Below are 25,463 nucleotides of genomic sequence, written 5' to 3' on the forward strand. Positions count from 1 at the left end.
CCGCCGATCCTCATCCACCTGATCGCCAGCGGGGAGAAGACCGGCGCGCTGCCGCCGATGCTGGAGCGCGCGGCCCAGACCCTGTCGCGGGACATCGAGCGGCGCGCCCTGGGCATGACCGCGCTGCTGGAGCCGCTGATGATCGTGGTGATGGGCGGCGTGGTGCTGACCATCGTCATGGCCGTGCTGCTGCCCATCATCGAGATCAACCAACTGGTTCAGTGACCGCACACGGCGCTGTACCAATGGAAAAGCCCCGTCAGGGACGGGGCTTTCGGGGGAGGGTGCGTCAGGCGTTACTGGGTTCCGCCGTCTTGCTGCTGCGCCCGGTACTGCGCGGCGCCGGGTGGTGGTCATCGTCCTCGCATAGAGGGACTTCATTGCCGGCAGCGTCGTACAGCTTGCCGTTCTGGAAGTAGTCACCCTCGTTCAGGCAGGCGACGTCGGTGTAACGCAACTGGCGCTCGCGGCCGGCGGCGATGACCGAAGGCTGGTCGGGCGTGCCGGCGGTGAAGTGGTTGAACACCAGGTTCAGCACGATGGCCATGATCGCGGCGGAACTGATACCGGAGTGGAAGATGGTTTCGAACCAGCCGGGGAACTGGTGGTAGAAGGTCGGCGCGGCGATGGGGATCATGCCGAAGCCGATGGAGGTGGCGACGATGATCAGGTTCATGTTGTTGCGGTACTCCACCTTGGCCAGGGTGCGGATGCCGCTGGCGGCCACGGTGCCGAACAACACGATGCCGGCGCCGCCCAGCACGGAGGTGGGCACCGCCGCGATGATGCGCCCCATCACCGGCAGCAGGCCGAGGGTCACCAGGATCAGGCCGCCGGTGGCCACCACGTAGCGGCTCTTCACCCCGGTGACGGCCACCAGGCCGACGTTCTGGGCGAAGGCGCTCTGGGTGAAGGAGCCGAACACCGGCGCCAGGATGCTGGACAGCATGTCGGCACGCAGGCCGTCACCCAGGCGGCGGGAGTCCACCTTGGTGCCGATGATCTCGCCCACGGCGAGGATGTCGGCGGAGGTTTCCACCAGGGTCACCATGATGACGATGCACATGGAGATGATGGCGGCCACATGGAAGGTCGGCATGCCGAAGTGGAAGACCGAGGGGAAGGCCACCAGCGGGCCTTCGGACACCTTGGAGAAGTCCGCCATGCCCAGGGACATGGCCACCAGGGTGCCGATCACCATGGCCAGCAGGATCGACAGGCGCGAGATGGTGGCGCTGCCCACCTTGCTCAGCAGCAGGACCACCACGAGGGTGAGACCGGCGAGGCCGATATTGGCCATGCTGCCGAATTCCGGCGACTGGCTGTTGCCACCCATGGCCCAGCGCGCGGCCACCGGCATCAGCGTCAGGCCGATGGTGGTGATGACCACGCCGGTGACCAGCGGCGGGAAGAACTTGGTGATGCGGGAAAACACCGGGGTGATCAACAGGCCGATGAGCGAGGCCGCCATCACCGCGCCGAGCACCGATTGGATGCCGCCACCTTCGCCGCTCTGGAGGATGGCGATCATGGTCGCCACGCCGGCGAAGGACACGCCCTGGACCAGGGGCATCTGGCTGCCGAAGAAGGGAACGCCAAGGGTCTGGAGCAGGGTGGCGAGGCCACCGGCGAAGAGTGAGGCGGCGATCAGCAGGCCGATCTCGGCGGGGGAGAGACCAGCGGCCTGACCGAGGATCAGCGGTACGGCAACGATGCCGCCGTACATGGTCAGGACGTGCTGCATGCCATACGCAAGGTTGGCGCCGACGCTGAGTTTTTCATCTTCCGGCCTTTGTGCTGCGGGCGCGGTCGTAGCGGTGTTTTTCATGGAGGTGCACTCACTTCTTGTCGTTGTGCGCGCACTGTAGTGCTTTTTGTCTCAATGTTTCCAGATGGTTGTATACATAAAATTCGGGACCCTGTGTGCGATTTTCGACCAGGCAGTCGACGCATTGGCGTAGGAGCGCTTGAAACCTGCGTTGCAGAGCGGATTCATCGAAAGCACCGGAAACCGTACATGGCCTTGAAGCTGGACGAACGGTCAGGAAAACAGGCGGGGAAGCCGCTCACCGATACGGGGAATGCGCTCGACACTGGCAGGAACGCCCTTCTAATATGCAAGGCCTTTCTTGCCTAAAGCCCCACCGATGACCGACGACTCCGCCACCTCCACGGCCGATCGCATCCTGATGCTGGTGAAGACCCGGGGCCCGCTGGCCACCGCAGAGCTGGCCCAGGAGCTGGAGCTGACCCCCGAAGCCGCCCGCCAGCAGGTGCAGAAGCTGGCGCAAGGCGGCTTGCTGGAAGGCCAGCAGGCGCCCATCAGCGGCGCTGGCCGTCCGCGCCAGCGCTGGGCGCTCACCGAGGCCGGCCACCGGCGCTTCCCCGATGCCCACGCGCAACTCACCGTGCAACTGATCGCCTCGGTGCGGCAGTTGTTCGGTGAGGAGGGCATGGACCGCCTGATCGGCCAGCGCGAGTGCGAAACCCGTGCGCTCTACCGTGAGGTCTGTCAGGCCGACAGCGTGGTCGGGCGCCTGCAGCAGCTCGCCGAGGTGCGCTCCCGCGAGGGCTACATGGCGCGGGTGGAGGCCGATGGCGCGGATTGGCTGCTGATCGAGGACCACTGCCCGATCTGCGCCGCGGCCACGGTCTGCCAGGGGTTCTGCCGGTCGGAGCTGCAGTTGTTCCGCGAGGTGATCGGTGCCGACGCCGAGGTGGAGCGCGAGCAGCATCTGCTGGCCGATGCCAATCGCTGCGTCTACCGCGTTCGCCTGAAATGAGCCTCGCGCCCGCCGTGATCGGGCGCGGGGTGGGTGGTCAACGCCGGGACGGGCGCTGGCGGAGGTAATCGAGCACGGCGGCCTGGTCACCGGCGAACTCGATGCGCGCGGCCTTGCCTTCGCGCTGGAAGGCGTACATCGGGTCGTAGTATTCCCGCAGCAGCCCTTCGATCCAGCCCCGGTGCAGGTCCACCTCGCCGCTGGCCTGCTGGCGTTGCAGCGCTTCGTCGAGGATCGCCGTCATGCGCTTGTGGCGCTCGCCCCCCAGGCGCTTGAGGATGTTGGCCATGCCCTGGCGCAGGCGCGCGGCGAACAGCTCGAAGCCGGCTTCGTCGCCGTGCAGGGCGACGAACTCGGCGCACAGGCCGATCACGTAGTCCCGCAGGATGCGCTCCACGCGGTTTCCGAAACTGTCGTCCAGCCACACCAGTGGGTACTGCTGCATGCCCTGGTACAGCTCCAGGGGTACGTTGCAACTGCCCACCACACGGCCCTCGTCCTCCAGCACGAACTGACCGATGCCGCTGTCGCGCTTGCGCAGCAGGTCGATGGCCAGGCCGTTCTCGAAGTCGATCTGCGCCGGCTGGGCGGTGGCGCGGCGGCCGAAGCTGGAGCCCCGGTGATTGGCGTGGCCCTCCAGGTCCAGGGCATTGCCGAGGGCCTGGATGACGTCGGTCTTGCCGGTACCGGTGAGGCCGCCCACCAGCACGAAGTCGCATTCGCTGACGGCGGCCTGGAGGGTCTCGATGAGGAAGGTCCGCATCGCCTTGTAGCCGCCGGTGACGCGCGGGTACTGGATGCCGGCCTCGTCCTTCAGCCACTGCTGGACGATCTGCGAGCGCAGCCCGCCACGGAAGCAATAGAGGTAGCCATCGGGGTGGGCCTGGGCGAAGGCGGCCCAGGCTTCGATGCGGGCGGCCTTGGTGGCGCCGCTGACCAGTTGGTGGCCCAGGGCGATGGCGGCTTGCTGGCCCTGCTGCTTGTAGCAGGTGCCGACCTTCTGCCGCTCGATGTCGGTCATCAACGGCAGGTTGACCACACCGGGGAACGCGCCCTTGGCGAACTCCACCGGTGCACGGGCGTCCATCATCGGCACGCCCTCAAGGAACAGACGGCGGTAGTCGGTGGTGTTTTCGCGCATCACGCCACCTCTACCGCGTGGCTCTGTCGCTCGGCCAGTTCGCCGATGGGCGCCAGGTCCAGGCCCAGTTCGCGGGCCACGGCGAGGAACTCCGCTTCGCCCTCCGGGGCCACTGCCACCAGCAGGCCGCCACTGGTCTGCGGGTCGCAGAGCAGGTGGCGACGGGCCTCGTCCAGCGGGGCGATGCGCTCGCCGTAGCTGTCGAAGTTGCGCAGGGTGCCGCCGGGGATGCAGCCCTCGGCCAGGTAATGCTCCACGCCGGGCAGGCGCGGCACCGCGTCGTAGCGGATGCGTGCGGTCAAGCCGCTGCCGTCGGCCATTTCCACCAGGTGGCCGAGCAGGCCGAAGCCGGTGACGTCGGTCATGGCGTGGACACCGACCAGCTTGCCGAAGCGGCTGCCGGGGCGGTTCAGGGTGCACATCCAGTCGCGGGCCAGGTGGCGGTCCTGCTCGCGCAGCTTGGACTTCTTCTCCGCGGTGGTGAGGATGCCGATGCCCAGCGGCTTGGTCAGGTACAGGCGGCAGCCGGCGATGGCGGTGTCGTTGCGCTTCATGTGGCGCTTGTCCACCACGCCGGTGACGGCCAGGCCGAAGATCGGCTCGGGGGCGTCGATGGAATGGCCACCGGCCAGGGGGATGCCGGCCTCGTCGCACACCGCGCGGCCGCCACGGATGACTTCACGGGCGACCTCCGGCGGCAGCACGTTCACCGGCCAGCCGAGGATGGCGATGGCCATCAGCGGGTCGCCGCCCATGGCGTAGATGTCGCTGATGGCGTTGGTGGCAGCGATGCGGCCGAAGTCGAAGGGGTCATCGACGATGGGCATGAAGAAGTCGGTGGTGGAGACCACCCCGCGCTCCTCGTCCAGGGCGTAGACCGCCGCGTCGTCGCGGGAGGCGTTGCCCACCCACAGGCGCGGGTCCAGGTTCTGCGCGCCGCTGCCGGCGAGAATCACTTCCAGCACCTTGGGGGAGATCTTGCAGCCGCAGCCGGCGCCGTGGCTGTACTGGGTCAGGCGGATGGGTTCGCTCATGTCGCACCTCACTGAAATCGTGGCGGCGGATTCTATCAGGCCGCCGGGAAACTCACCGGGTTGCCGCCGAGGTGCCTGGAGCACCCTGTGGATGCCTGTTCAAACCTGAGCAGAGGTTTCCTGGGGGCACCTGGCATGGATTGTTTCGTCCAGGTTTTCCAAAAGCCCCCGGCAACACTGGCCTTTGCGCCCGCGATTCCTATAATTCCGCCGCGGCGCCCGCAGTGGCCGCCCATCTCCCCCCGATCTTTCCGCTATTGAACCGGAGAATCTGCATGCTCAAGCGCACCCTGGCCCTCGTTGCCGGCCTTGCCCTGTCCTGTTCCGCCCTGGCCGTGCAGGCCGCCGAAACCCTGCGGGTCAGTGCCATCCCCGATGAAGCGCCCACCGAGCTGCTGCGCAAGTTCAAGCCGCTCGGCGCCTACCTGGAGCAGCAACTGGGCATGAAGGTGCAGTTCGTGCCGGTGGCCGACTACCCGGCGGTGGTCGAGGCGCTGGCCACCGACCGCCTGGACCTGGCCTGGCTCGGCGGCTTCACCTTCGTCCAGGTGCGCCTGAAGACCGGCAATGCCATCCCTCTTGTCCAGCGCGAGCAGGATGCCCAGTTCACCAGCAAGTTCATCACCGCCAACCCGGAGGTGAAGAGCCTGACCGACCTCAAGGGCAAGAGCTTCGCCTTCGGTTCGGTGTCCTCCACCTCCGGCAGCCTGATGCCGCGCTTCTTCATGCTCAAGGACGGCATCAAGCCCGAGAGCTTCTTCAGCCGCGTGGCCTATTCCGGCGCCCATGACGCCACCGTGGCCTGGGTCCAGGCCGGCAAGGTGGACGGCGGTGTGCTCAACGCCAGCGTCTGGGAGAAGCTGGTGGCCGCCGGCAAGGTGGACACCGCCAAGGTGCGCGTGCTCTCCACCACGCCGACCTACTACGACTACAACTGGACCGTGCGCGGCACCCTCGACCCGGCTCTGGCCGAGAAGATCAAGGCCGCCTTCCTCGCCCTCGACCCGGCCAACCCGGAGCACAAGGCGATCCTCGATCTGCAGGCCGCCAGCCGCTTCATCGAGACCCAGCCCGAGAACTACAAGGGCATCGAGGAGGCCGCCCGGGCCGCCGAACTGCTGAAATGACCGTCCGCCTCACCGGTGTGGGCCTGCGCCTCGGCCAGGTCCGCGCCCTGGACGGCATCGACCTGCACATCGAGGCCGGCGAGCGGGTGGCGGTCATCGGCCCCTCGGGGGCCGGCAAGTCCAGCCTGCTCAACCTCCTGGCCACCGCCCTGCAACCCGATAGCGGCACCGTGGAGCTGCTCGGCGAGGCGCCCTGGCGCCTCGCCGGCCGCGCACGCCAGCGCCTGCGCACCCGCATCGGGTTGATCCACCAGGCGCCGCCGCTGCCTTCGCGCCAGCGGGTGGTCACCGCCGTGCTCGCCGGGCGCCTGGGGCGCTGGGGCACCCTGCGCGGGCTGGCCAGCCTGCTGCACCCACGGGATGTGCCCGGTGCCCGTGCGGCCCTGGCCACCCTCGGCCTGGCGGACAAGCTCTTCGCCCAGTGCGGCCAGTTGTCCGGCGGCCAGTTGCAGCGCGTCGGCATCGCCCGCGTGCTGTACCAGCAACCCGAATTGCTGCTGGCGGACGAGCCGGTTTCGGCCATGGACCCGGTGCTGGCCGATCACACCCTGGAGACCCTCTGCCGCCATGCCGGCGAGCGCGGCGTCACCCTGGTGGCCAGCCTGCATGCGGTGGAGCTGGCCCTGGCGCACTTTCCCCGGGTGATCGGCGTGCGCGACGGCCGGCTGGCCTTCGACCTGCCGGCCGCCCAGGTCACCCCCGAGCGCCTGGACGCGCTCTACGCCAACGCCGGCATCACCTCGCCACAGGCCGCCGGTTTAGTGCCCGCCCCGGTGCAGATCCCCCGATGCTGAGCCGCGACACCCGCGATCCGGCCTTTGTGCCGCGCCTGCTGCTGGGGCTGGTGGCGCTTCTGGTGCTGTGGCCGGGCATCCACCTGGCCGAACTGGACCCGCGGGTGCTGTTCCAGGCCGACAGCCGCCAGGCCATGGGCAGCTTCCTGGCCGGGTTCTGGCCGCCGGCCCACGGCGCCGAGTTCCTTGAGTTACTGCTGGACGCCACCCTGCAGACCCTCGCCGTGGCCACCGCAGGCATGGCCCTGGCGCTGCTGCTGGCGGTGCCCATGAGCCTGCTGGCCAGCCGCGCGCTGTCGCTGTCGGCCGCCTCCCGCAGCGGTCGGCCCAGCACCCTCGGGCTGGTGTTGCGCTGGCCGGTGCGGGCCTTGCTGGTGTTCCTGCGCAGCGTGCCGGAGATCGTCTGGGCGCTGCTGTTCGTCCGCGCCGTGGGCCTGGGGCCGACCGCCGGGGTGCTGGCCATCGCCATCACCTACAGCGGCATGCTCGGCAAGGTCTACGCGGAAATCTTCGAATCGGTCGGCCAGCGGCCTGCCCATGCATTGATGCAGGCCGGCGCCGGGCGCCTGTCGGCGTTCTTCTACGGCATCCTGCCCAGCGCCGCCGGCGAGCTGGTGTCCTACACCGTGTACCGCTGGGAATGCGCCGTGCGCGCCTCGGTGGTGATGGGCTTCGTCGGTGCCGGCGGGCTCGGTCAGCAGATCGACCTGTCGATGCGCATGTTCGCCGGTGCCGAGGTGGCCAGCATGCTGCTGACCTTCCTGCTGCTGGTGTGGCTGGCGGACCAGTTGAGCCGCCTCTTGCGCGGGAGGCTGGCATGAAGCGGGGGGTCGACCTGGCCATTGTCCTCGCCCTGCTGGCGGCCGTGGTGGGGTCGTTCCGCTACCTCGGGCTCGACCTTCAGGCGTTGCTGGGGGAGGACGTGGGTGGGCAGATGGCCGACTACGCCCTGCGCTTCCTGCGGCCGGACCTGGGCCTGGAGCACCTCCAGGCGGTAGGCCGGGGAGCGCTGGAAACCCTGGCCATGTCCGGCCTGGGCACGCTCCTGGCCGCGCTGCTCGGCCTGCTCCTGGCACTGCCCGCCGCCGGGCGCTTCGGCTGGCCGGGCAAGGCCCTGGCGCGGCTGCTGCTCAATGCCCTGCGGGCCATTCCGGAGCTGGTGTGGGCCGCGCTGATGGTGCTGGCGGCCGGCCTCGGCCCCAACGCCGGGGCCCTGGCCCTGGCGGCGCATACCGCCGGGGTGCTTGGCCGGCTGTTCGCCGAGGCCCTGGAGAACGCCCCGCCGGAGCCTGCCGATGCGATCCGCCTGCAGGGCGGCAGCCACCTGGCGGCCTTCTGCTACGGCACGCTGCCCAACCTCTGGCCGCAGTTGCTGGCCTACATGCTGTACCGCTGGGAGAACAACATCCGCATGGCCAGCGTGCTCGGCTTCGTCGGCGCCGGCGGGCTGGGGCAGATGCTCTACACCACCCTCAGCCTGTTCCAGGAGCGCCAGGCCAGCACCGTGATCCTCGCCATGCTAGCCCTGGTGCTGCTGGTGGACGCCCTCAGCGACCGCATGCGCCAGCGCTGGGTAAGGGCCTGAGACGCCATCAATAAAGATGCTTGAGGTCGTGGCGGACCACGGCGTCCACCACCAGGGTGGTGGCCTTGCCCAGGAGGCCGGTGCCGTTCATGTGCTCGGCCAGCATCTTCGGGAAGGACGGGATGGCCGCAGGCGACAGGTGGGTTTCCGTGCGCCACAGCCCAGCGGCCACCAACTCCGGGGCCTCGACGAAGGCGAAGCGCTCCACCTCCAGCAGCGTACCCAGCACCGGCGCCTTGCCGTTCACCGACAGCAGGCCCAGCAACCCCGGGTCGGCGCTCACCTGGGCGCGGCCGGTGACGCTGAGCACGGTGGACGCACCCGGTAGCAGGAAGGCCAGCTTCACTTGGTCGCAGCTGAGGATGTTGCTCAGCGACACCGCCACCTTGTTGCCCGGTCGCTCCGGGATCAGCAGCCGGTGCCCGTCCAGCACACCGACGAAACCATCGGGATCGCCGCGTGGGGACAGCTCGGTGGCACCCTCGGCGTTGCGGGTCAGTATCAGCAGGTACGGCGAGCGGGCGATGAAGGCCTGCGCCGCCTCCGAGAGCGCCCCTTCGCCCCGGCCCATCGGCCACGCCGACCGGCTCTCCCGTGGGGTCCAGAAGTCGGCCCGCACCATGGCCCGCGAGCAGTGCAGGAACAGCGCGTCGGCGCAGAACTCCAGCAGCAGGCCGGCGTCTTCCTGCTGCGTGTGGCAACGCCCGTTGGCACGCAGGGCAAAGCCGATGCCCGGCATGATGAAGAGCAGGCTGCACGCCCTGGGTGCCTGGCTGGCTACTGGTGGCAGCAGGGCCGGCCAGGCCATGCGGATGCGGGTGCCCTCGGCGTGGATCACCGGTGTGGCGCACAGGTCGAGAAAGGCGATGGGGCTGTCGCTGCCGGCCAGGCCGACGACGCAGACGCTGGCGTTGCGGATGACGGTCAGGCAGTGGTCGTCGATCGCCGGTTGCAGGCGTTTCTTCATCAGGGCAGGCGGTTCGGCGATCAGCGTGCGCAGGGCGCCGAGGGATTCGATGCGGTGACGGGGCATGGGACGACTCCTCGTGAACGGGTGTCCCGATGCTAGGAGCAGCCTGCCGGCAGGGGCATGGCAGCGGGTTTCAATCCACATGGCGTTCGGTTGCATTCATGCGCCGCCCTGAAGGAGCGATCCCTGGCGGAGGCCGTCGCGGGGCGTTACTGTCCGCCCAGGAAAAAGGACTGCCTGCCATGAGCCCAACCCGCGTTTCCGCCCTCGCGGTACTCGATCTGCATGACCTGCTGCTGCAATTGGGCGCGGTCGACGCCGCCCAGCTGCAAGCCGCCGGCCTCTCCCGCGAGGGGCTGCTGGCGGGCTGCGACCCGCTACGGCCACTGCCGGAGCAGCGCCTGGACGAGTCGCTGCTGCGGGGCCTGTGGCAACAGGCCGCGAGCCACCCGGCGCTGCCCCACGTCGGGCTGCTGGTGGGGCTGGCGTTCAACCCGGAGCGGCGCGGTCTGCTGGCCAGCCTGCTGTTCCAGTGCGCATCGGTGGGCGAGGCGCTGTCGACCTTCCTGCGCCATGGCGCGCTGATGAACCCCTCCGAACAATGGCAGGCCCATGACACTGGCGACGGCCTGTGCCTGGAGCTGGCGTTCGCCGCCGGGCGCGGCTATCCCCAGGCCGCGGTGGAGCGCAGCCTGGTGGCACTGGTGCGCTGGGGGCGCGAGCTGGCGGGGGACGGCTTCGTACCGGATCGGGTGGAGTTCGCCTGCCCGCGCCCGGCCTATGGGGAGCGCTTCGTCGATGCGTTCGGCATTGCCCCGCAGTTCGGGTGCGCCGCCAACCGCGTGTACCTCTCTGCCGGGCAGGTGGCCAGCCCGATCCGCAGCGCCAACCCCTACCTCAAGGCGTTGCTGGAAGCCCGCGTCCAGGAGGCTCAGGAGCAGCTCCGGGCGGAAACCGACCTGGTCGAGCGGGTCCGTCTGCTGATCCGGGCCGACCTGGCCAGCGGTCCGGGCGTGGACGCGCTCTGTGCCCGCTTGCACCTCAGTCGGCCGACGCTCTACCGGCGCCTGCGGGAGCAGGGCACCGGCTTCGCCGAGCTGCTGGAGGAGGAGCGCAGCCGTGTCGCTTTGCAGCAGGCCCGTGAAGGCGTTCCCGTGCAGACGATCAGCGAGGCGCTGGGATTCAAGGACGTGAGCACCTTCCACCGGGCCTTCCGCCGCTGGTTCGGCCATTCACCCGGCGCGGCACGGCAGGTGCGGTCGATGGACTGAAGAAAGGCCCGGTCACCCTCGGCGAGCTGAGGTGGCTCAGCCGCCGCGCTGCTTCTTCAGTTGCGCGTCGAAGGCGGCCTCGGCTTTGTCGGCGTAGGCCTTGCAGCTCATGGGGGACGGGTTGGGGTGCTCGGCGTTGGTGTAGTCCCAGCCGCTGGCCTCGGCGTGCGGGGTGATCAGCAGGTCGCAGGGCAGGGCGCGGACGGCGGCGAAGCCGCTGCGGAAGGCCTCGGCGATCTTCGGGAAGCGCGGGTTCATCCACAGGCTGTAGCCGGGGGCGCTCAGGCTGTCGCTGTAGGCGATGCGCAGGGGCTTGCCGTCGCGGCGGTCGGTCCAGGTCCAGCTCAGGCTGCCGGGGGTGTGCCCGGGGGTGAAGTGGGCGGTGAAGGTCATGCCGCCCAGCTCCACCGTTTCGCCGTCCTGCACCAGGCGGTCTACCTGCACCGGGGCGAAGACCATGTCGTCGCCGAAGTGGATGTCCTGGCTGTCGCCGCGCTGCAGCAGCACGGCCGATTCGGCGTTGCTCACCAGTTGCGCGCCGGTGGCCTTCTTGATGGCGGCCAGCGGGCCGACGTGATCGATGTGGGCGTGGCTGTGCAGGATCAGCTTGAGGTCGCCCGGCGCCACGCCCAGCTCGCGCATGTTGGCCAGCAGGTGGTCGGCCACCTGGGGCATGCCGCCGTCCAGCAGCACGGCGCCTTCCGGCGTCTTCACCAGCAGCGCGGTGATGCTGGCGGTGCCGATGTGCCAGGTGGTGTCGGCGATGCGCAGCGGCGCCACTGGGGTCAGCCAGGCGGCCGGGGCGGTGTAGGGCTGCAGTTGCGGCAGGACGGCCTGGGCGGCCACGGCGGGTTGGGCCAGCAGCAGGGCGAGGCCGAGGGTGGTCAGGGTACGCACGGGGCAGTCCTCGGAAAATAAAGGGGCGCCATTCTGACTGCCTGGTCGCGCAGGTCAATGCCTGTCGACTGGCCAGCCTGTCGGAGCGTGCCGTGCATCGCCTGTAACGCGAATGAGACAGTTGTCACAGGATGGCAACCTGACATTGCTTCAATGGCCGCCATTCAACGGGCTCGGGGGAGTCGCCAATGGCAGCCGAAAATGCGCTGGAACGCCTGCTCAGACCAGTGGCGGCGCTGCCATCGAGCCTGAGCATCAGCGACGTGGCGGACCAGTTGCTGGCCCCCGAGCACCGCCGCTTTCTATCCCTCCCGGTGGTAGAGGACGGCCGGCCCATCGGCCTGGTGAGCCGCTACACCCTGCAGGACATCTTCATGCAGCGCTTCGGCCGCGACCTCTGGGGCCGCCGCCCGGTGGCCGACGTGATGAACGCCGAGCCCCTGGTGCTGAGCCTGGACAGCAACCTGGAGCAGGCCGCCAAGCAGGTCACCGCCGGCCTGCAGTACCCCATCACCGAAGACTTCATCCTGGTGGACGGCGACGGCCTGTACCGCGGCCTCGGCACCGTGCTCGACCTGCTCAAGGCCATGGAGCTGCGCATCGCACAGCGCAACCGGGTGCTGCGCCAGGCCCTGGTGGACCTCAAGGAGTCCCAGGCACAACTGGTGCAGTCGGAGAAAATGGCCTCCCTCGGACAGATGGTCGCCGGCGTCGCCCATGAGCTGAACACCCCGCTGGGTTATGTGCGCAACAACGTGCAGTTGCTCGACCAGCTCAGCGCTCCACTGGTGGAGCTGGCCCGCAGCCAGGCCGCGCTGGCCGACTGCCTGGCCGACCCGGCCTGCGACGAAGCGCGCCTGGCCCAGGCCTTCGAGGCCGCCGCCGTCATGCGCGAGCAGGCCGCTCCCGAACAATTGGCGGACGATCTGCGGCAACTGCTCGACGACACCCTCTACGGCCTCGGCCAGATCGGCGAGCTGGTGGTGGGGCTGAAGGACTTCGCCCGGCTCGACCGCGCCATGGACGAGGCCGTGGACCTCAACGACTGCGTGCGCAGCGCCTTGCTGATTGCCCGCAACCACATCAAGGACAAAGCCGAGGTGGTGCTGGGTCTGGGCGAACTGCCCGCCGTCAGCGCCGCGCCTTCGCAGATCAACCAGGTGCTGCTCAACCTGCTGACCAATGCCGCCCAGGCCATGGTCGGCCATGGCCGCATCCAGATCCGCAGCTGGGCCGAAGGCGACTGGGTGTGCGTCTCGGTGCAGGACAGCGGCTGCGGCATGGCTCCCGAGGTGGCCCGGCGCATCTTCGATCCGTTCTTCACCACCAAACCGGTGGGCGAGGGCACCGGCCTGGGCCTGTCCATCAGCTACAAGATCATCCAGGACCACGGCGGCAGTATTCGCGTGGCCTCTGAACTGGGGCGCGGCACGCGCTTCCTCATCCGCCTGCCGACTGCGCAGGCCCGCGCCCTGAAACGGAGTGCCTGAGCCATGACATCCGCCATCCGCATCCTGTTCGTCGACGACGAGGAGCGCATCCTGCGCAGCCTGGCCATGCAGTTCCGCCGGGACTACCAGGTGGTCACCGAGAACGACCCGCTACGCGCCCTGGAGCGCCTGGCGCGGGAGACCTTCCACATCGTGGTCAGTGACCAGCGCATGCCGCAGATGAACGGCGCCGAGCTGCTGACCCAGGCCCGCGAGATCGCCCCGGACTGCCTGCGCATCCTGCTCACCGGCTACTCCGACCTGGATGCGGCGGTGGAGGCGCTGAACAGCGGCGGCATCTTCCGCTACCTGACCAAACCCTGGGACCCGCAGGAAATGGCTTTCACCTTGCGCCAGGCGGCAGAGATCGCCGCCCGCCCGCAGGCCGCCGCGGCCAGCACGCCCAGCGCGGAACCCCGTGGCCTGAGCGTGCTGTTGCTGGACGAAGACCCGGAGACTCTGGCGAGCGTGGCCGACTTCTGCATGGCTGGCGGCCACCGGCTGCTGCGGGCCTACAGCCTCACCGAGGCCATCGGCCTGCTGAACGAGGAGGGCGCCGACCTGCTGGTGAGCGACCTGCGCTGTGGCGGCGAAGACACTGCGCCGTTGCTCAAGTCACTGGCCCAGGCCCACCCGCGCCTGCTCAGCCTGGTGGTGACGCCGTTCCGCGACACCCAGGCGCTGCTGCAACTGGTGAACGAGGCGCAGATTTTCCGCTACCTGCCCAAGCCGATCCGCCGGGGGCTGTTCGAGAAGGGGCTGAAGGCGGCTGCCGAGCAGGCGCGCAACTGGCGCGAGCAGCCGGCCCAGGTGCCGGCGCGGCAGGCCGAACTGCCGCGCGAGGCGCGGGAGAAGGAACGGGTGGGGAGCCTGCTGGGGATGCTCGGCCGGCTGCGCGAGCGCCTCAGCGCCTGAGGCAGGCGCTTGCGACAGGCCTTGCGCAGCAGGTGCAGGAGGGTGTTCCGCTCGACGTCGTCGAGGACCTGTATCGAAACGCTATCGGTCGGAAAACACCGTTTCATGCGGGACGCAGTGCGTCCTTCATCCCGATGCCTTATCCCCCATCGGCTCTGACCGGATCGACAACCTGGCAGCGGCCATCCGGCGCGTTGAAAACGCAGGCGTTCCTCCGGCCTCAGGCCGGAGGAACGCCCTTGGAGGTCGGGGCGAGATCGGGTCTTTTCCATCGGGGGTTGTCTCCGTCTCGATATCGGGATGACGAAGGTATGGAGCGGAGCTGCCGGGACGGGTTCAAGGCTCCTGACCACGGGCGCAGTGATACGGGTTGGTTGATACCAGCGCGCCATCAATGGGGGCCGCTCGTCGGGCAGGCTCACCACGGCGCTCTCGTCCCCTGTCTGCCGACAGGTGTCCCGTGTGGCCCTTCGAGCAGCATCCCTGCGGAATCGGCTGGTGCACCGTTCGATCAGCGTGCAGTTCAGGAATGACGGCTGGGAGACTCAGGAGAGGCTCTGCCGTACCCGGCAGCGGGGCCTTCACCGAGATTCCCTGACGCTGATCCTGTGCTGGTCTTGACCAGTCATGCCATCCACCTCCTGGCCCAGGCACCTTGCCCGGGGAGCGCTGGGTGCGCCGTGAGGTGCCCTTAGAAGCAGTTGAACGGCCTGTCAAGGGATGAGTGGCCTAGACCAGAAAATCGCATCTGAAACGTGACGCAGTTGGCGCATGTGCCCATTGCAAAACCGCCTGAAACCAAAGCGTCTTTTTCCCTCTCTAGCGTCGTCGGAGTTCGAACAGCCTGCTGCCGAGTGGTCATGGACGCTCTCTGCAGCCCTGTGCAACCCCTATGAACTGGTGAGTTTCTCGATGATTTCCAAAAGCAGAAGAAGCTTCATCCGCCTGGCGGCAGGTACGGTGGGTGCCACCGTTGCCACCAGCATGTTGCCCCCCAGCATCCAGGCGGCCCTGGCCATCCCGGCACACCGGCGCCACGGCAACCTCAAGGACGTCGAGCACGTGGTGATCCTGATGCAGGAGAACCGCTCGTTCGACCATTACTTCGGCACGCTCAAGGGTGTGCGCGGCTTCGGCGACCGCATGCCGATCCCGCTGCCCGACGGCCAGCGCGTGTGGCACCAGAAGGGCAGCAAGGGCGAGGTCCTGCCGTACCACTTCGACACCCGCACCACCAGCGCCCAGCGCGTGGACGGCACCCCGCACACCTGGCCCGATGCCCAGCAGGCGTGGAACGAGGGGCGCATGGACAAGTGGCTGCCGGCAAAGACCGAGCGCTCCCTGGGTTACTACAAGGAGCAGGACATCGCCTTCCAGTTCGCCCTGGCCAACGCCTTCACAGTCTGTGACGCGTACCACTGCTCGTTCCAGGGCGGCACCAACCCCAACCGCCTGTTCCTCTGGACCGGCACCAACGACCCACTCGGCCAGCACGGCGGCCCGGTGACCACCAACGACCACGACAGCAACGGCCCGGTGGAGCAGGGCTACACCTGGACCACCTACCCGGAACGGCTGCAGGCCGATGGCATCAGTTGGCGCGTGTACCAGGACATGGCGGACAACTTCTCCGATAACCCGCTGATCGGCTTCCGCCAGTACCGCGCGGCCGGGCCGGACTCGCCGCTGATCGTCAATGGCCTGAGCACCTGGAAACTGGATGCGCTGAAGCGCGATGTGCTCGCCAATACGCTGCCGCAGGTGTCGTGGATCGTGGCGCCGGCCAAGTACTCCGAGCACCCCGGCCCGTCGAGCCCGATCTGGGGCGCCGAGTACACCGCCTGGGTGCTGGACGCGCTCACCGCCAACCCGGAGGTGTGGAGCAAGACCGCACTGCTGGTGATGTTCGACGAGAACGACGGCTTCTTCGATCATGTGGCCCCGCCCGCCGCGCCGGGCCTCAACGCCGACGGCACGCTGAACGGCAAGACCACTGCCGACGCAACCCTCGAATGGCACACCAAAGGCGACACTCGCCACCGCAACCAGCCCTACGGCCTCGGCCCGCGCGTGCCCATGTATGTGATCTCGCCCTGGAGCAAGGGCGGCTGGGTGAACTCCCAGGTGTTCGACCACACCTCGGTGATTCGCTTCCTCGAGCAGCGCTTCGGCGTGATGGAGCCGAACATCAGCCCCTGGCGCCGTGCGGTGTGTGGCGACCTGACCTCGGCCTTCGACTTCAGTCACCCGGACAACGGGCCGCTGCCGGGGCTGCCGGACACCAGCCAGGCCGATGCGATCGTCGCCAGCCAGGTGAAGCTGCCCAAGCCGAAGCCGCCGGCGGTGGCTGCAATGCCCAAGCAGGAGATGGGCCTGCGTCGTGCGCGCCCCTTGCCTTACGACCTGGCGGTACACGCGCGCTACCGCGTCCGCGAGGAAGCCCTGAGCCTGACCTTCGCCAACACCGGCAAGGCCGGCGCGGTGTTCCAGGTCTATGACCTGCTGGACAGCGTCCGCGCGCCGAGACGCTACACAGTGGGTGCTCACCGGCGCCTGCATGACCGCTTCACGGGGGATGCCAGCGGCGACTACCACCTGGAAGTGCACGGCCCCAACGGCTTCCTGCGGGTGTTCCGTGGCAATCTGCGGGTGGCCGCTGCCGACCGCAGGGCGCCGCAGCCCGAAGTGCGCATCGACCATGACCCGCTGCTTGGCAGGTTGGTGGTGCAACTGATCAACCGGGGTCTCAAGCCCCTGCGCATGACCGTGAAGGACAACGTCTACTACCGGGGCGAGAGCCAGACCCTGAGCGTCGCCCCAGGCCAGCGCCGCGAGGTGCGTTATTCGCTGCGCAGCAGCGGCAACTGGTACGACTTCAGTGTCAGCGCGCAGGGTGTGGAGGGCTTTTTGCGGCGATTCAGCGGCCACCTGGAAAACGGCCGGCCGAGCTTCAGTGATCCGGGGATGGGGCTGGGCACCTTGACCTTCTGAGGGGGAACCCGGCCCGCGTGGGCGGGCCGGGTCGTGGCACTACCAGCGCCTACAGCTCCAGCACCAGGTCAGGGGACCAATCGGTGAGCTCACCGGGATACCCGCGCGGGTTGCACACCACGCGGGTGGTGCCCGTCCTGTAGTCGCACGCGGTGTGGGAGTGGCCGTGAACCCAGAGGTCCGCGCCCATCTCCAGCAGGTCGTCGTACCGGTTGGCGTAGGCGGCATCCATGTGGCCGCCCGCGTAGGGGTTGTCTGCCAGTGAGCGCAGGGACGGTGCGTGGTGGGTGATCACCACCGTAGGGCCGTCATGGGGTGTGGTGAGTTTCTCCCGCAGCCAGTTGCGCGCCAGCACCGATTCATCCTTGAGGTCGGCCGGCCTGATCCGCCGGAACTCGCCGGTGCGGATCTTCTTGAAGTCGTTCATGCCGCTCTGCGCGGTGAAGGCGGCTATCGCCGGGTTGCCGGTTGCGCAGTAGTCGGTCCAGAGGGTGGCGCCGAGAAACCGGGTACCACCGATCACCACCTCGTCCCTATCCAGGACGCGAATGCGCGCGTCCTGCGCGGCCTTCATCTTTTCAAGGGTCCGCTTCAGGTGCCCACCGTAGTACTCGTGGTTGCCGGGGACGTAGAGCACCTGGCCTGGAAACACCTCCCGCGCCCAATGCACGCCACGGCCCTTGAGGTCGATGTCACCGGCGAGGATCACCACGTCCGCGTCCAGCACCTGGGGCTGGAAGAGGCTGAATTCGTTGTGCAGGTCTGACAGCAGGTGGATACGCATGGTCGCACTGGCGCCTGGGGGAGGGGGTCAGCCGTTCAGCGGCGCGCCGGTGCGCAGGCCTGAGGCTACCCGGGATGCCTGGATGTCCGCCAGGAAACGCTCGGTATCCCGGTTGGAGCGCAGGCGCACGACGCGGCAGGTGGAGGGCGCGGAGGCGGCGAGCTGCTCCATCTTGGCCCGGGCCGACTGCCGGGTGCGCCACATGAAGCCGAAGAACTCGGGAAGGCTGCCCAGTCGCTCCGGGCAGTTCTCCGGCAGGTCGGGGCGGGTGAGGCCCCGCTGGGACAAGGTCCGTAGCAGTACGCGCCAGAAACGGAGCGGCGCCGAACGGTCGATCCAGACCAGCAGGTCGGACCGGGCGAGCCGGTTGCCCCAGGTTGCGGAGTGGCCGCCTTCGAAGATCCAGCGCTCACGGGCCTCGACTTCGTGGCACAGGCGGGTCTTCTCGTCCCGGCTGCGTTCCACCCAGCCCGGCTGCCAATGGATGGTGTCGATGTGGACGACCGGCAAGCCGGTCAGTTCGCCCAGCCTGCGGGCCAGGGTGCTTTTGCCGGCCCCGGGGTGGCCGATGATCATCACGCGCTGCATCAAGACTCCTTCTCGCTGTACATCCTCGACAGGGCGGCAAGGGTAGGGCAATCCGTGCCCGATCTTCAAAGCGTGTCGTGCGAGGGGGCAAGAGCGCCCAGGGCTCGGCTCATCCTCATTGACCTCGGCAGACTGTGGCGGCTCGGCCGGGGAGCGCTGCGCAGGAGGGCATGGGGTGGTTCCAGCCCTCTTGCGCCACACCTTGTCACGCGGTGTGGCGTTGCTGGCCGAGGGCGGCAAGCCCACCCAGGGCAAATGCGAGCATGTGTTCCAACAGCGGTTGTGCCTCGGTATCGAGGCCAGGAAGCACCGTGGTGCTGAGGGTGTCGTGGGCGATCAGCAGGAACAGGCAGGGCGAGAAGATGTTCAGCGCGCTGCGCAGCACCGCCGGATCGTCCTCCGGCAGGTTCAGCAGTTCACCGATGATGCGGCGGGCAGCGCGCGCCTTGGGGAAGGACTCCTTTCTCAGTACAGCCGGCAGCAGCGGGGAAGGGGAGAGCAGCTCCCGCGCCAGCACCTTGGCAGGCCAGGCCAGGTCGGTGCTGCCGAGGCTGCCCAGCAGTTCGGCAATGAGCCGGCGCAACTTGTCTTCCCCTGACAACTCGCTGGTGGTCAGCGCCTCCAGCGTCTCCAGGCTCATGATCCGCTGGTGGGCTTCCAGCAGCACGGCGGTGTAGAGGCCGTCCTTGCCTTCGAAGTGGTAGTTCACTGCGGCGACGTTGGCCTGGGAGCGGGCGCAGATCTCCTTGCTGGTGGCATTGGCGTAGCCGCGTTCAGCGAAAACCTGCCCGGCGATTTCGAGTATCTGCTGACGTGTGGCCTGACCGTCCTGGCGAGATGCGCGTCCTGCGGGCTGCTGCTGTGTAGCTGTCATGTAACTGACTCTATTTGGGTTAATTTAAATTCAAATTTGACTTTGCTTTAGACCTGTCCTAGCGTCTCAGGGGCCGACACCTTCCCGCAGGGAGGTGAGATATGTGATCCGTCCGCACCTGATCCCCATCGCAACCAACGATGCAGGTTACTTCAATGCAAACACGCGTGATGGTGCCATTCAGTTATTTTTCCCTGCCGATGCAGAAGCAGTTCCTGCGCAACCGCGAAGCGATTCGCGGCAAGCCTTACGCGCGCTTCTTCAGCGGCGAGATGTGGGTCCCGCTGTCTGCAGTGCAATTGCTGCAGCGTGGGCCGTTGCCCCTTGAGCAGACGCTGACGCCGTCGGTGGACGATATCAACCGCTTGCTCGATCCCGACTACCGCAGCGCGGAAGCCGGGTATGCACTGTTGAACGGGCCGATGGCCTATGTCCAGAGTCAGAAGTTCTTTCCGGGTTGCAGTGCACGCATGTTCGAGTGGTGGTTCCTCTGGCACCCGCTGGAAGCCGAGCGCTACATGCTCTGGTTCCCCTATGCCCATGTGAAGAATCCCTGCCTGAACGCCCAGAAACTCTGCGACACGGACCGCTGCTTCAGGCACCGGCTGTATGGCAACAGCTTTTGCGCAACGGAATACGTCGGCTCGCGCTTACTGGACCTGAGGATTGACTTCCACGAGCCGGCAGAGCTTGGGCTGGACCCTGCGCTGTACCGCGAGGCGAAGATCGATGGCAGCGTCAGTGCGCTGATGAGCTTGGCCCAGGAGCCGGACGTGCCGGTGTCGCTGATGGTCCACCTGTTCAAGGAAACGGAGGAGGGGATGTGGCTGACCAGCCGTTACTGGGTCGGTGCGCACCCGTCAATGGCGCGGTTCCCCGGAGCTGAACGGGCAGAGAGCCTGCTGGCGGGGCTGGGGCTGGATGCTGCCGGGCTGGAGGAGCTGGCATTCGAGTTCGCGGTGCACGATCTGTGCGAGTTCAACCACCTGGCGAGTTTTCTGCCAGAACTCTACCGCGAGTTTTCAGGCCACCCGGCCTGATCGGGGCGACCCGCGCTCCTTGCGGGTCTTTTTGCTGGTCAAGCGGCGGGGGAGGCACATACTCCGCTGGTCAGCATGTCGATGAAGTCGTCAATGTCCTGCTCGGCCCGCAATTGGTCGGTAAGCAATCGGTACCAACAGAAGCCGAAGATCATGTCAAGCAGCAGATCCTGGTTGATGTCCCTCGGTAGTTCACCTCGATTCACAGCGTTTTCCACCAGGCGTTTGGGAACTTCCCGGCGCCGCTCCATGAACTGATCCTTGAGTTCCTCCAGCGTTTCCGGGTCCAACTGGGCCTCGGCGATGACGCTCCTGAAGGCCAGACCGCAAATGGTCTCTCGCCAGATCTTCCAGAGATTGTGCAGAAGAAACGACAGATCTTCGCGAAATGATCCAAGTTCCGGGAAAATCCTGATCTGCTCGCTCTCCTTCTCATACACCTCCGCAATCAGTGCCGCCTTGTTCCGCCACCAGCGGTAGATCGTCGGCTTGCTGGCACTTGCCCGTCGGGCGACGGATTCGATGCTCAACCCGGCATAACCGCTTTCCATCAGGATTTCGGTCGTCGATTTAAGGATGGCTTTGTGCGCATGCGGGCTACGCAGCGAGCCGATGGAGCTTCGGGAGCGTGTTCGAGTCAAGGCAAAGGTCCTCATGGAAAAAGTATTGACAAACGAATTCTAAGGTATAGGCTGACTTCGCGAAACGATACGGACCGTTTCGTGAAGTAGATTTGTAACAAAACTCCCTCTTGAGAAGGGGGGATCGGGTCGACGGTCACATATCACGGCAGATAAAACCACGGCTTCCGGTACCTCTCTCGCTTGGGCAAACGAAAGTTATAAATGTTTCATAAAATAGATACGGAACGTTTCGTATTTTAAAGGAGGTAGATGACGAGAAGGCGATGTTTGCCAAATGCCCTGCACAGCGCCGTTGGCGCTGGCAACGCAAGCACGCCTCATGCGTGAGAGAGTTATCGGTGCCCGTGCGACAACCTGCGGACGTCGCGGACACCCTGTAGCGAGCCGGACGACTCGTGCGTCCCCGCTCGACACAAAAAGCAGGAGTGCCTTTTTTCGATGTGATTTGTGTGCTGCCCATTCCGGATGGCAAGGGATGGCTTGTCTCAATGAAAATGTGCTCAAGAGGAATATGACCGTGCATAAGACAGGAATTGTCAGTTACGGCTACGGGCTGCCAGTCTGCCGCCTGAAAGTCGAAGACGTGCTCAGCGTCTGGCGTAACGCCGACCTGAGACTGGTCAGGGATCAGTTAGGGATAACTGAACGCGCCGTGCTCCAGCCGGACGAGGATGTCATCACCCTGGGTGCCCTCGCGGCCCAGCAGGCGGTGGAGCAGGGCGGTATCGCCGAGCTCGACGCCCTGTACCTGGGAACCTGCACCAACCCCTATGAATCCCGCGCCTCGGCAGCGGTGATCCTGGAGATGCTCGGCAGCGGCTATGACGCCTTCTGCGCCGACGTCCAGTTCGCCGGCAAGTCAGGCACTTCGGCCCTGCAAATCGGCCACGCTCTGGTCGCCTCTGGCATGGCTCGCAACGCCCTGGCCATCGGTGCCGACACCATCAACCGCAACACCGCTCCGGGCGACCTCACCGAAGCCTACGCCGGCGCCGGCGCCGCCGCGCTGCTGCTGGGCCGCGACAACCTGATCGCCGAGTTCGACGGCAGCTTCTCCTGCGCCGCCGACGTCGCTGACAACATCCGCCCGCAGGGCGAGCGCTACATCCGCTCCGGCATGGGCCTGGGCTCCGACAAGAACAGCATAGGCCTGGAAGAGCAGACCGCACGCGCTGTAAAGGGTCTGTTCAAGAAGCTCGGCACCTCCAGCCATGACTACGACTACGCGGTGTTCCAGCAGAACCTCGTCTCCACCCCCCACTCGCTGGGCCGCCACCTCGGCTTCGAGCCGCGCCAGATCGAGCCCGGCATCTACGCCGGCAGCGTCGGCGACACCGGCTCGGCCAGTCCGCTGCTGGGGCTGATCAACGTGCTCGACCAGGCACGACCGGGGCAGAAGATCCTCCTCTCGTCGTACGGATTCGGCGCAGGCAGCGATGCCATCGCGCTGACGGTCACCGACGCCATCCTCGCCTACCAGCAGCGCACCAAGCCGCTGCGCAAGGTGCTGGAGAACAAGGTGTACGTGGATTACGGCACGTCGATCAAATACGAATTCAAGTATTTGCGCGCCGACTACGCCCTGACCGCCTACCTCTGACCGCCCGTACTGCAAGGAGCACAACCATGACTGCACGTCGCGTTGCAATCGTGTCGGCCGCCCATACGCCGAAACCCGGCAACTCCCGCGTCCGGCAGACCTTCAAGGAAATGATCGTCGAGTCCGCCTACGAGGCCATCCACGCCGCCAAGATGCACCCGCGTGAAATCCAGGGCGTCGCGTATGGCTACCACGGTGAGGGCATCTCCGAATACGGTGGCCTCGGCCCGACCCTGTCCGACGCACTCGGCATCAGCCCCGCGCCCACCTTCATGAGCACCGCCAACTGCACCAGCAGCTCGGTGTCGTTCCAGATGGCCCACCAGATGGTGGCCTCCGGCGAATACGACATCGTCCTGTGCGGCGGTTTCGAGAAGATGACCGACCACTTCAACTACGCCGAGTACATCGGCTCTAGCACCGAGTGCGAGTACGACTACTTCCTCGGCATCTCCCACACTGACGCCTTCGCCCTGGCCACCGCCGAGTACTTCCACAAGTACGGCTACGCTGGCCGCGAGGCCGACGTGCTCGCCAGCTTCGGCCGGCAGATGCGCATCTACGCCCACAACACCCCCGGCTCCACCCGCTACGGCCAACCCATCCCCAGCCTCGAAGAGCTCAAGCGCACCGAGGCCTGCGGCTCCATGCTCGCCTGGGGCGAGGCCAGCGGCTGCGCGATCCTGGTGGCCGAGCACCTGGCCCACAAGTACACCGACAAACCGGTGTTCGTGCGGGGCTGCGCCTACACCGGCGTGTCGCACTACTACGGCACCCGCTACCACAACCCGACACTGAAGTACCCGGGCCTGCCCCAGGACGTCGGCATGGCCGTCTCGGCCAACTCCATCGCCTGCGCCGAGATCGCCTACAAGAAGGCCGGTATCACCGCCAAGGACATCGACGTCGCCCAGGTCTACGACCTGCTCGGTGCCGGGCTCATCCAGATGGAGTCCATGGGCGTGTGCAAACCCGGGCAGGCCGGCGACTTCGTCCGCGAGGGCGGCATCGCCCTGGACGGCCAACTGCCGCTGAACACCGACGGTGGCAACATCGGACGCGGCCACGCCTCTGGCGCCGACGGCATCCTGCACATCACCGAACTGTTCCGCCAGTTGCGCGGCGAGTCCACCAACCAGGTTCCCGGCGCCCGTATCGCCGTTTCGCAGAACCTGGGTGGCTACGCCGCTCACAACTCGGTGATCGTCCTGTCCAACGACTAAGGAGTGTCGACCATGTCCCTGTACCCCGAGCAGATCCACCGGATGACCACCGCCAGCATGCTTCGCGAATGGCGCGAGCATGGCGGCAAATACCGGCTCGAAGGCAGCCGCTGCGACGAATGCCACGAGATCTTCTTCCCCCGGCGCACCGTCTGTGGCGCTTGCAACTCGCTGAAGGTCAGTGCCTACCGTTGCGAGCGCACCGGCCATATCGAAGTCATGGCCAACGCCGAGAACCCGATCCTGGCGGCCATGGGCTACGGCGAAGTGGTGCCGCGGCACATCGCCATGGTGCGTCTGGACGACGGCCTGGTGATCGCCTCCGAGATCGTCGACGTCGTCGATCCGGCCCAGCTCAAGGTCGGCGCTCGCGTGAAGATGGTGGTCCGCAAGCAGGTGCGTGAAAGCAACCTGGCCTGGCAGTACGCCTACAAGTTCGTACTCGACCACTGAGGCTCTTGCCCGCGGGGCCCGAATGGGCTCCGTGGCAGCCATAACAAGAACCTTTTTCCGGCGTGAGGTTTACGCCCTTTTCTCCTGCCGCTGCCCCCCCCCGGGAAGTGCTGGCCCACGCCAGCGCTGACGGGCTTGGCTGTGCCTGAAGAACGGGTTCTTACCCACTGAATGAACAAATTTTGAACGATCAACGAGGATTCAACATGTCGACTCTTTGCCAACCCCACGTACTGTTCCCGCAACACAAGATCACCCAGCAGCAGATGATCGAGCACCTGGAGAACCTCCACGGTGACCACCCGCGCATGGCCCTGGCCAAGCGCATGATCCTCAACACCGAGGTCAACGAACGCCACCTGGTGCTGCCCATCGACGAGCTGGCCATCCACACCGGCTTCACCCACCGCAGCATCGTCTACGAGCGTGCCGCCCGCGAGATGTCCTCCGCCGCCGCCCGCCAGGCGCTGGACAATGCCGGCCTCAAGCCCGAGGACGTGCGCATGGTCATCGTCACCTCCTGCACCGGCTTCATGATGCCGTCGCTCACCGCCCACCTGATCAACGACCTCGGCCTGCCGAACTCCACAATCCAGCTGCCCATCGCCCAGCTCGGCTGCGTGGCCGGCGCCGCCGCCATCAACCGCGCCCATGACTTCGCCACCCTGAAGGCCGACAACCATGTGCTGATCGTGTCCCTGGAGTTCTCCTCGCTGTGCTACCAGCCGGACGACACCAAGCTGCACGCCTTCATCTCGGCGGCGCTGTTCGGTGATGCCGTCTCCGCCTGCGTGCTGCGCGCCGACGACGAGGCCAAGGGCTTCCGCATCAAGGCCACCGACTCGTTCTTCCTGCCCAAGAGCGAGCACTACATCAAGTACGACGTGAAGGACACCGGCTTCCACTTCACCCTCGACAAGGCGGTGATGAACTCCATCAAAGACGTCGCCCCAGTGATCGAACGCCTCAACCAGGCCGGCTACCAGCAGAACTGCGCGCAGAACGACTTCTTCATCTTCCACACCGGCGGCCGCAAGATCCTCGACGAACTGGTCCGCCACCTGGACCTGCCGTCCGAGCGCGTCTCGCTCTCGCGCACCAGCCTCTCCGAGGCCGGCAACATCGCCAGCGTGGTGGTCTTCGACGTGCTGCGCCGGCAGTTCGACAGCTCCCCCAAACCCGGCAGCAAAGGTCTGCTCGCCGCGTTCGGGCCGGGCTTCACCGCCGAAATGGCACTCGGTGAATGGGCAGCCTGAGTA

The 25,463-nt window shown here is 66.9% G+C and carries 24 protein-coding genes; 15 read left to right on the plus strand and 9 right to left on the minus strand.

Annotation, left to right across the window (positions count from 1 at the left end; all coding sequences use genetic code 11):
- On the plus strand, positions 1-225 hold a 225-nt coding region (locus A7D27_RS04560), incomplete at its 5' end, for a type II secretion system F family protein (protein WP_170832271.1).
- 64 nt (positions 226-289) lie between these two features.
- Here the strand turns inward: A7D27_RS04560 and A7D27_RS04565 are convergent.
- Positions 290-1,828 carry a nucleobase:cation symporter-2 family protein gene (locus A7D27_RS04565; RefSeq protein ID WP_069563243.1) on the minus strand — a complete coding sequence of 513 codons (1,539 nt, stop codon included), beginning with the start codon at positions 1,826-1,828 and terminating at the stop codon, positions 290-292.
- 319 nt (positions 1,829-2,147) lie between these two features.
- On the opposite strand from A7D27_RS04565, the gene A7D27_RS04570 reads away from it, so the two are divergent.
- A complete protein-coding gene (locus A7D27_RS04570; RefSeq protein ID WP_069563242.1) occupies positions 2,148-2,783 on the plus strand; it encodes a metalloregulator ArsR/SmtB family transcription factor in 636 nt (211 codons plus the stop codon).
- Positions 2,784-2,820: 37 nt separating this feature from the next.
- Here the strand turns inward: A7D27_RS04570 and mnmH are convergent, their stop codons facing one another.
- A complete protein-coding gene (gene mnmH / locus A7D27_RS04575; protein ID WP_069563241.1) occupies positions 2,821-3,924 on the minus strand; it encodes a tRNA 2-selenouridine(34) synthase MnmH in 1,104 nt (367 codons plus the stop codon).
- Entirely contained in the window at positions 3,924-4,958 is a 1,035-nt protein-coding gene (gene selD, locus A7D27_RS04580; RefSeq protein WP_069563240.1) for a selenide, water dikinase SelD, read from the minus strand. Before selD ends, mnmH begins: the two co-directional genes overlap by 1 nt.
- A 275-nt stretch (positions 4,959-5,233) precedes the next feature.
- Between selD and A7D27_RS04585 the strand changes: the two genes are divergently transcribed.
- Genes A7D27_RS04585 through phnE form a run of 4 tightly spaced genes read left to right on the plus strand, consistent with a single transcriptional unit; the run spans position 5,234 to position 8,464 of the window.
- Complete coding sequence (locus A7D27_RS04585; RefSeq protein ID WP_069564201.1) at positions 5,234-6,085, plus strand: putative selenate ABC transporter substrate-binding protein; 852 nt, start codon at positions 5,234-5,236, stop codon at positions 6,083-6,085.
- Complete coding sequence (locus A7D27_RS04590; protein WP_069563238.1) at positions 6,082-6,879, plus strand: phosphonate ABC transporter ATP-binding protein; 798 nt, start codon at positions 6,082-6,084, stop codon at positions 6,877-6,879. The genes A7D27_RS04585 and A7D27_RS04590 overlap by 4 nt, the downstream gene beginning before the upstream one ends.
- Positions 6,873-7,700 (plus strand): ABC transporter permease, encoded by an 828-nt coding sequence (locus A7D27_RS04595; RefSeq protein WP_069564202.1) that lies wholly within the window; start codon positions 6,873-6,875, stop codon positions 7,698-7,700. The genes A7D27_RS04590 and A7D27_RS04595 overlap by 7 nt, the downstream gene beginning before the upstream one ends.
- Complete coding sequence (gene phnE / locus A7D27_RS04600; RefSeq protein WP_069564203.1) at positions 7,697-8,464, plus strand: phosphonate ABC transporter, permease protein PhnE; 768 nt, start codon at positions 7,697-7,699, stop codon at positions 8,462-8,464. The genes A7D27_RS04595 and phnE overlap by 4 nt, the downstream gene beginning before the upstream one ends.
- A 7-nt stretch (positions 8,465-8,471) precedes the next feature.
- Here the strand turns inward: phnE and A7D27_RS04605 are convergent, their stop codons facing one another.
- Entirely contained in the window at positions 8,472-9,497 is a 1,026-nt protein-coding gene (locus A7D27_RS04605) for a pyridoxamine 5'-phosphate oxidase family protein (protein WP_069564204.1), read from the minus strand.
- A 179-nt stretch (positions 9,498-9,676) separates the two neighbouring features.
- On the opposite strand from A7D27_RS04605, the gene A7D27_RS26975 reads away from it, so the two are divergent.
- Positions 9,677-10,705 (plus strand): AraC family transcriptional regulator, encoded by a 1,029-nt coding sequence (locus tag A7D27_RS26975; RefSeq protein WP_069564205.1) that lies wholly within the window; start codon positions 9,677-9,679, stop codon positions 10,703-10,705.
- Positions 10,706-10,741: 36 nt separating this feature from the next.
- On the opposite strand, the gene blaPOM is transcribed toward A7D27_RS26975, so the two are convergent.
- Complete coding sequence (gene blaPOM, locus A7D27_RS04615) at positions 10,742-11,602, minus strand: POM family subclass B3 metallo-beta-lactamase (protein WP_069564206.1); 861 nt, start codon at positions 11,600-11,602, stop codon at positions 10,742-10,744.
- Positions 11,603-11,790: 188 nt separating this feature from the next.
- On the opposite strand from blaPOM, the gene A7D27_RS04620 reads away from it, so the two are divergent.
- The 3 genes from A7D27_RS04620 to A7D27_RS04630 all read left to right on the plus strand — a co-directional run bounded on the left by A7D27_RS04620 (position 11,791) and on the right by A7D27_RS04630 (position 16,998).
- The gene (locus tag A7D27_RS04620) at positions 11,791-13,092 is read left to right on the plus strand and encodes a sensor histidine kinase (protein WP_069563232.1); all 1,302 of its coding nucleotides are present in this window, start codon (positions 11,791-11,793) and stop codon (positions 13,090-13,092) included.
- Positions 13,093-13,095: 3 nt separating this feature from the next.
- The gene (locus A7D27_RS04625) at positions 13,096-14,007 is read left to right on the plus strand and encodes a response regulator (protein WP_069563231.1); all 912 of its coding nucleotides are present in this window, start codon (positions 13,096-13,098) and stop codon (positions 14,005-14,007) included.
- A gap of 912 nt (positions 14,008-14,919) precedes the next feature.
- Entirely contained in the window at positions 14,920-16,998 is a 2,079-nt protein-coding gene (locus A7D27_RS04630) for a phosphocholine-specific phospholipase C (protein WP_069564207.1), read from the plus strand.
- 49 nt (positions 16,999-17,047) lie between these two features.
- Here A7D27_RS04630 and A7D27_RS04635 read toward each other — a convergent pair whose 3' ends face one another.
- From A7D27_RS04635 to A7D27_RS04645, 3 genes are all read right to left on the minus strand, one after another.
- Positions 17,048-17,782, minus strand: a complete 735-nt coding sequence (locus A7D27_RS04635) for a metallophosphoesterase (protein WP_069564208.1) — start codon at positions 17,780-17,782, stop codon at positions 17,048-17,050.
- 27 nt (positions 17,783-17,809) lie between these two features.
- Positions 17,810-18,370 carry an AAA family ATPase gene (locus A7D27_RS04640; RefSeq protein WP_069564209.1) on the minus strand — a complete coding sequence of 187 codons (561 nt, stop codon included), beginning with the start codon at positions 18,368-18,370 and terminating at the stop codon, positions 17,810-17,812.
- 205 nt (positions 18,371-18,575) lie between these two features.
- Positions 18,576-19,244, minus strand: coding sequence for a TetR/AcrR family transcriptional regulator (locus A7D27_RS04645; RefSeq protein WP_069564210.1), 669 nt, complete (start codon positions 19,242-19,244; stop codon positions 18,576-18,578).
- 155 nt (positions 19,245-19,399) lie between these two features.
- Here A7D27_RS04645 and A7D27_RS04650 point away from each other — a divergent pair, with 155 nt between their 5' ends.
- Entirely contained in the window at positions 19,400-20,284 is an 885-nt protein-coding gene (locus A7D27_RS04650) for a DAPG hydrolase family protein (RefSeq protein ID WP_069563227.1), read from the plus strand.
- Between the two features lie 38 nt (positions 20,285-20,322).
- On the opposite strand, the gene A7D27_RS04655 is transcribed toward A7D27_RS04650, so the two are convergent.
- Complete coding sequence (locus A7D27_RS04655) at positions 20,323-20,925, minus strand: TetR/AcrR family transcriptional regulator (RefSeq protein WP_069563226.1); 603 nt, start codon at positions 20,923-20,925, stop codon at positions 20,323-20,325.
- Positions 20,926-21,439: 514 nt separating this feature from the next.
- Here A7D27_RS04655 and A7D27_RS04660 point away from each other — a divergent pair.
- The 4 genes from A7D27_RS04660 to A7D27_RS04675 all read left to right on the plus strand — a co-directional run bounded on the left by A7D27_RS04660 (position 21,440) and on the right by A7D27_RS04675 (position 25,460).
- Positions 21,440-22,528, plus strand: coding sequence for a hydroxymethylglutaryl-CoA synthase (locus A7D27_RS04660; RefSeq protein WP_069563225.1), 1,089 nt, complete (start codon positions 21,440-21,442; stop codon positions 22,526-22,528).
- Between the two features lie 26 nt (positions 22,529-22,554).
- On the plus strand, positions 22,555-23,751 hold the full coding sequence (locus A7D27_RS04665) for a thiolase family protein (protein WP_069564211.1): 1,197 nt from the start codon (positions 22,555-22,557) through the stop codon (positions 23,749-23,751).
- 12 nt (positions 23,752-23,763) lie between these two features.
- Positions 23,764-24,204, plus strand: coding sequence for a Zn-ribbon domain-containing OB-fold protein (locus A7D27_RS04670; RefSeq protein ID WP_069564212.1), 441 nt, complete (start codon positions 23,764-23,766; stop codon positions 24,202-24,204).
- A 206-nt stretch (positions 24,205-24,410) separates the two neighbouring features.
- Positions 24,411-25,460: a type III polyketide synthase gene (locus tag A7D27_RS04675; RefSeq protein ID WP_069563222.1), complete on the plus strand. Its 1,050-nt coding sequence runs from the start codon at positions 24,411-24,413 to the stop codon at positions 25,458-25,460.
- The last annotated feature ends 3 nt before the right edge of the window (positions 25,461-25,463 follow it).

This window comes from Pseudomonas sp. 1D4 (assembly GCF_001728925.1).
Lineage (GTDB): Bacteria > Pseudomonadota > Gammaproteobacteria > Pseudomonadales > Pseudomonadaceae > Metapseudomonas > Metapseudomonas otitidis.

What these genes read in the sequence shown, in the direction of transcription:
- A7D27_RS04565 (WP_069563243.1), bottom strand. Translation starts at nt 1,828, where the DNA reads ATGAAAAACACCGCTACGACCGCGCCCGCAGCACAAAGGCCGGAAGAT.
- A7D27_RS04570 (WP_069563242.1), top strand. Translation starts at nt 2,148, where the DNA reads ATGACCGACGACTCCGCCACCTCCACGGCCGATCGCATCCTGATGCTG.
- mnmH (WP_069563241.1), bottom strand. Translation starts at nt 3,924, where the DNA reads ATGCGCGAAAACACCACCGACTACCGCCGTCTGTTCCTTGAGGGCGTG.
- selD (WP_069563240.1), bottom strand. Translation starts at nt 4,958, where the DNA reads ATGAGCGAACCCATCCGCCTGACCCAGTACAGCCACGGCGCCGGCTGC.
- A7D27_RS04585 (WP_069564201.1), top strand. Translation starts at nt 5,234, where the DNA reads ATGCTCAAGCGCACCCTGGCCCTCGTTGCCGGCCTTGCCCTGTCCTGT.
- A7D27_RS04590 (WP_069563238.1), top strand. Translation starts at nt 6,082, where the DNA reads ATGACCGTCCGCCTCACCGGTGTGGGCCTGCGCCTCGGCCAGGTCCGC.
- A7D27_RS04595 (WP_069564202.1), top strand. Translation starts at nt 6,873, where the DNA reads ATGCTGAGCCGCGACACCCGCGATCCGGCCTTTGTGCCGCGCCTGCTG.
- phnE (WP_069564203.1), top strand. Translation starts at nt 7,697, where the DNA reads ATGAAGCGGGGGGTCGACCTGGCCATTGTCCTCGCCCTGCTGGCGGCC.
- A7D27_RS04605 (WP_069564204.1), bottom strand. Translation starts at nt 9,497, where the DNA reads ATGCCCCGTCACCGCATCGAATCCCTCGGCGCCCTGCGCACGCTGATC.
- A7D27_RS26975 (WP_069564205.1), top strand. Translation starts at nt 9,677, where the DNA reads ATGAGCCCAACCCGCGTTTCCGCCCTCGCGGTACTCGATCTGCATGAC.
- A7D27_RS04620 (WP_069563232.1), top strand. Translation starts at nt 11,791, where the DNA reads ATGGCAGCCGAAAATGCGCTGGAACGCCTGCTCAGACCAGTGGCGGCG.
- A7D27_RS04625 (WP_069563231.1), top strand. Translation starts at nt 13,096, where the DNA reads ATGACATCCGCCATCCGCATCCTGTTCGTCGACGACGAGGAGCGCATC.
- A7D27_RS04630 (WP_069564207.1), top strand. Translation starts at nt 14,920, where the DNA reads ATGATTTCCAAAAGCAGAAGAAGCTTCATCCGCCTGGCGGCAGGTACG.
- A7D27_RS04635 (WP_069564208.1), bottom strand. Translation starts at nt 17,782, where the DNA reads ATGCGTATCCACCTGCTGTCAGACCTGCACAACGAATTCAGCCTCTTC.
- A7D27_RS04640 (WP_069564209.1), bottom strand. Translation starts at nt 18,370, where the DNA reads ATGCAGCGCGTGATGATCATCGGCCACCCCGGGGCCGGCAAAAGCACC.
- A7D27_RS04645 (WP_069564210.1), bottom strand. Translation starts at nt 19,244, where the DNA reads ATGACAGCTACACAGCAGCAGCCCGCAGGACGCGCATCTCGCCAGGAC.
- A7D27_RS04650 (WP_069563227.1), top strand. Translation starts at nt 19,400, where the DNA reads ATGCAAACACGCGTGATGGTGCCATTCAGTTATTTTTCCCTGCCGATG.
- A7D27_RS04660 (WP_069563225.1), top strand. Translation starts at nt 21,440, where the DNA reads ATGACCGTGCATAAGACAGGAATTGTCAGTTACGGCTACGGGCTGCCA.
- A7D27_RS04665 (WP_069564211.1), top strand. Translation starts at nt 22,555, where the DNA reads ATGACTGCACGTCGCGTTGCAATCGTGTCGGCCGCCCATACGCCGAAA.
- A7D27_RS04670 (WP_069564212.1), top strand. Translation starts at nt 23,764, where the DNA reads ATGTCCCTGTACCCCGAGCAGATCCACCGGATGACCACCGCCAGCATG.
- A7D27_RS04675 (WP_069563222.1), top strand. Translation starts at nt 24,411, where the DNA reads ATGTCGACTCTTTGCCAACCCCACGTACTGTTCCCGCAACACAAGATC.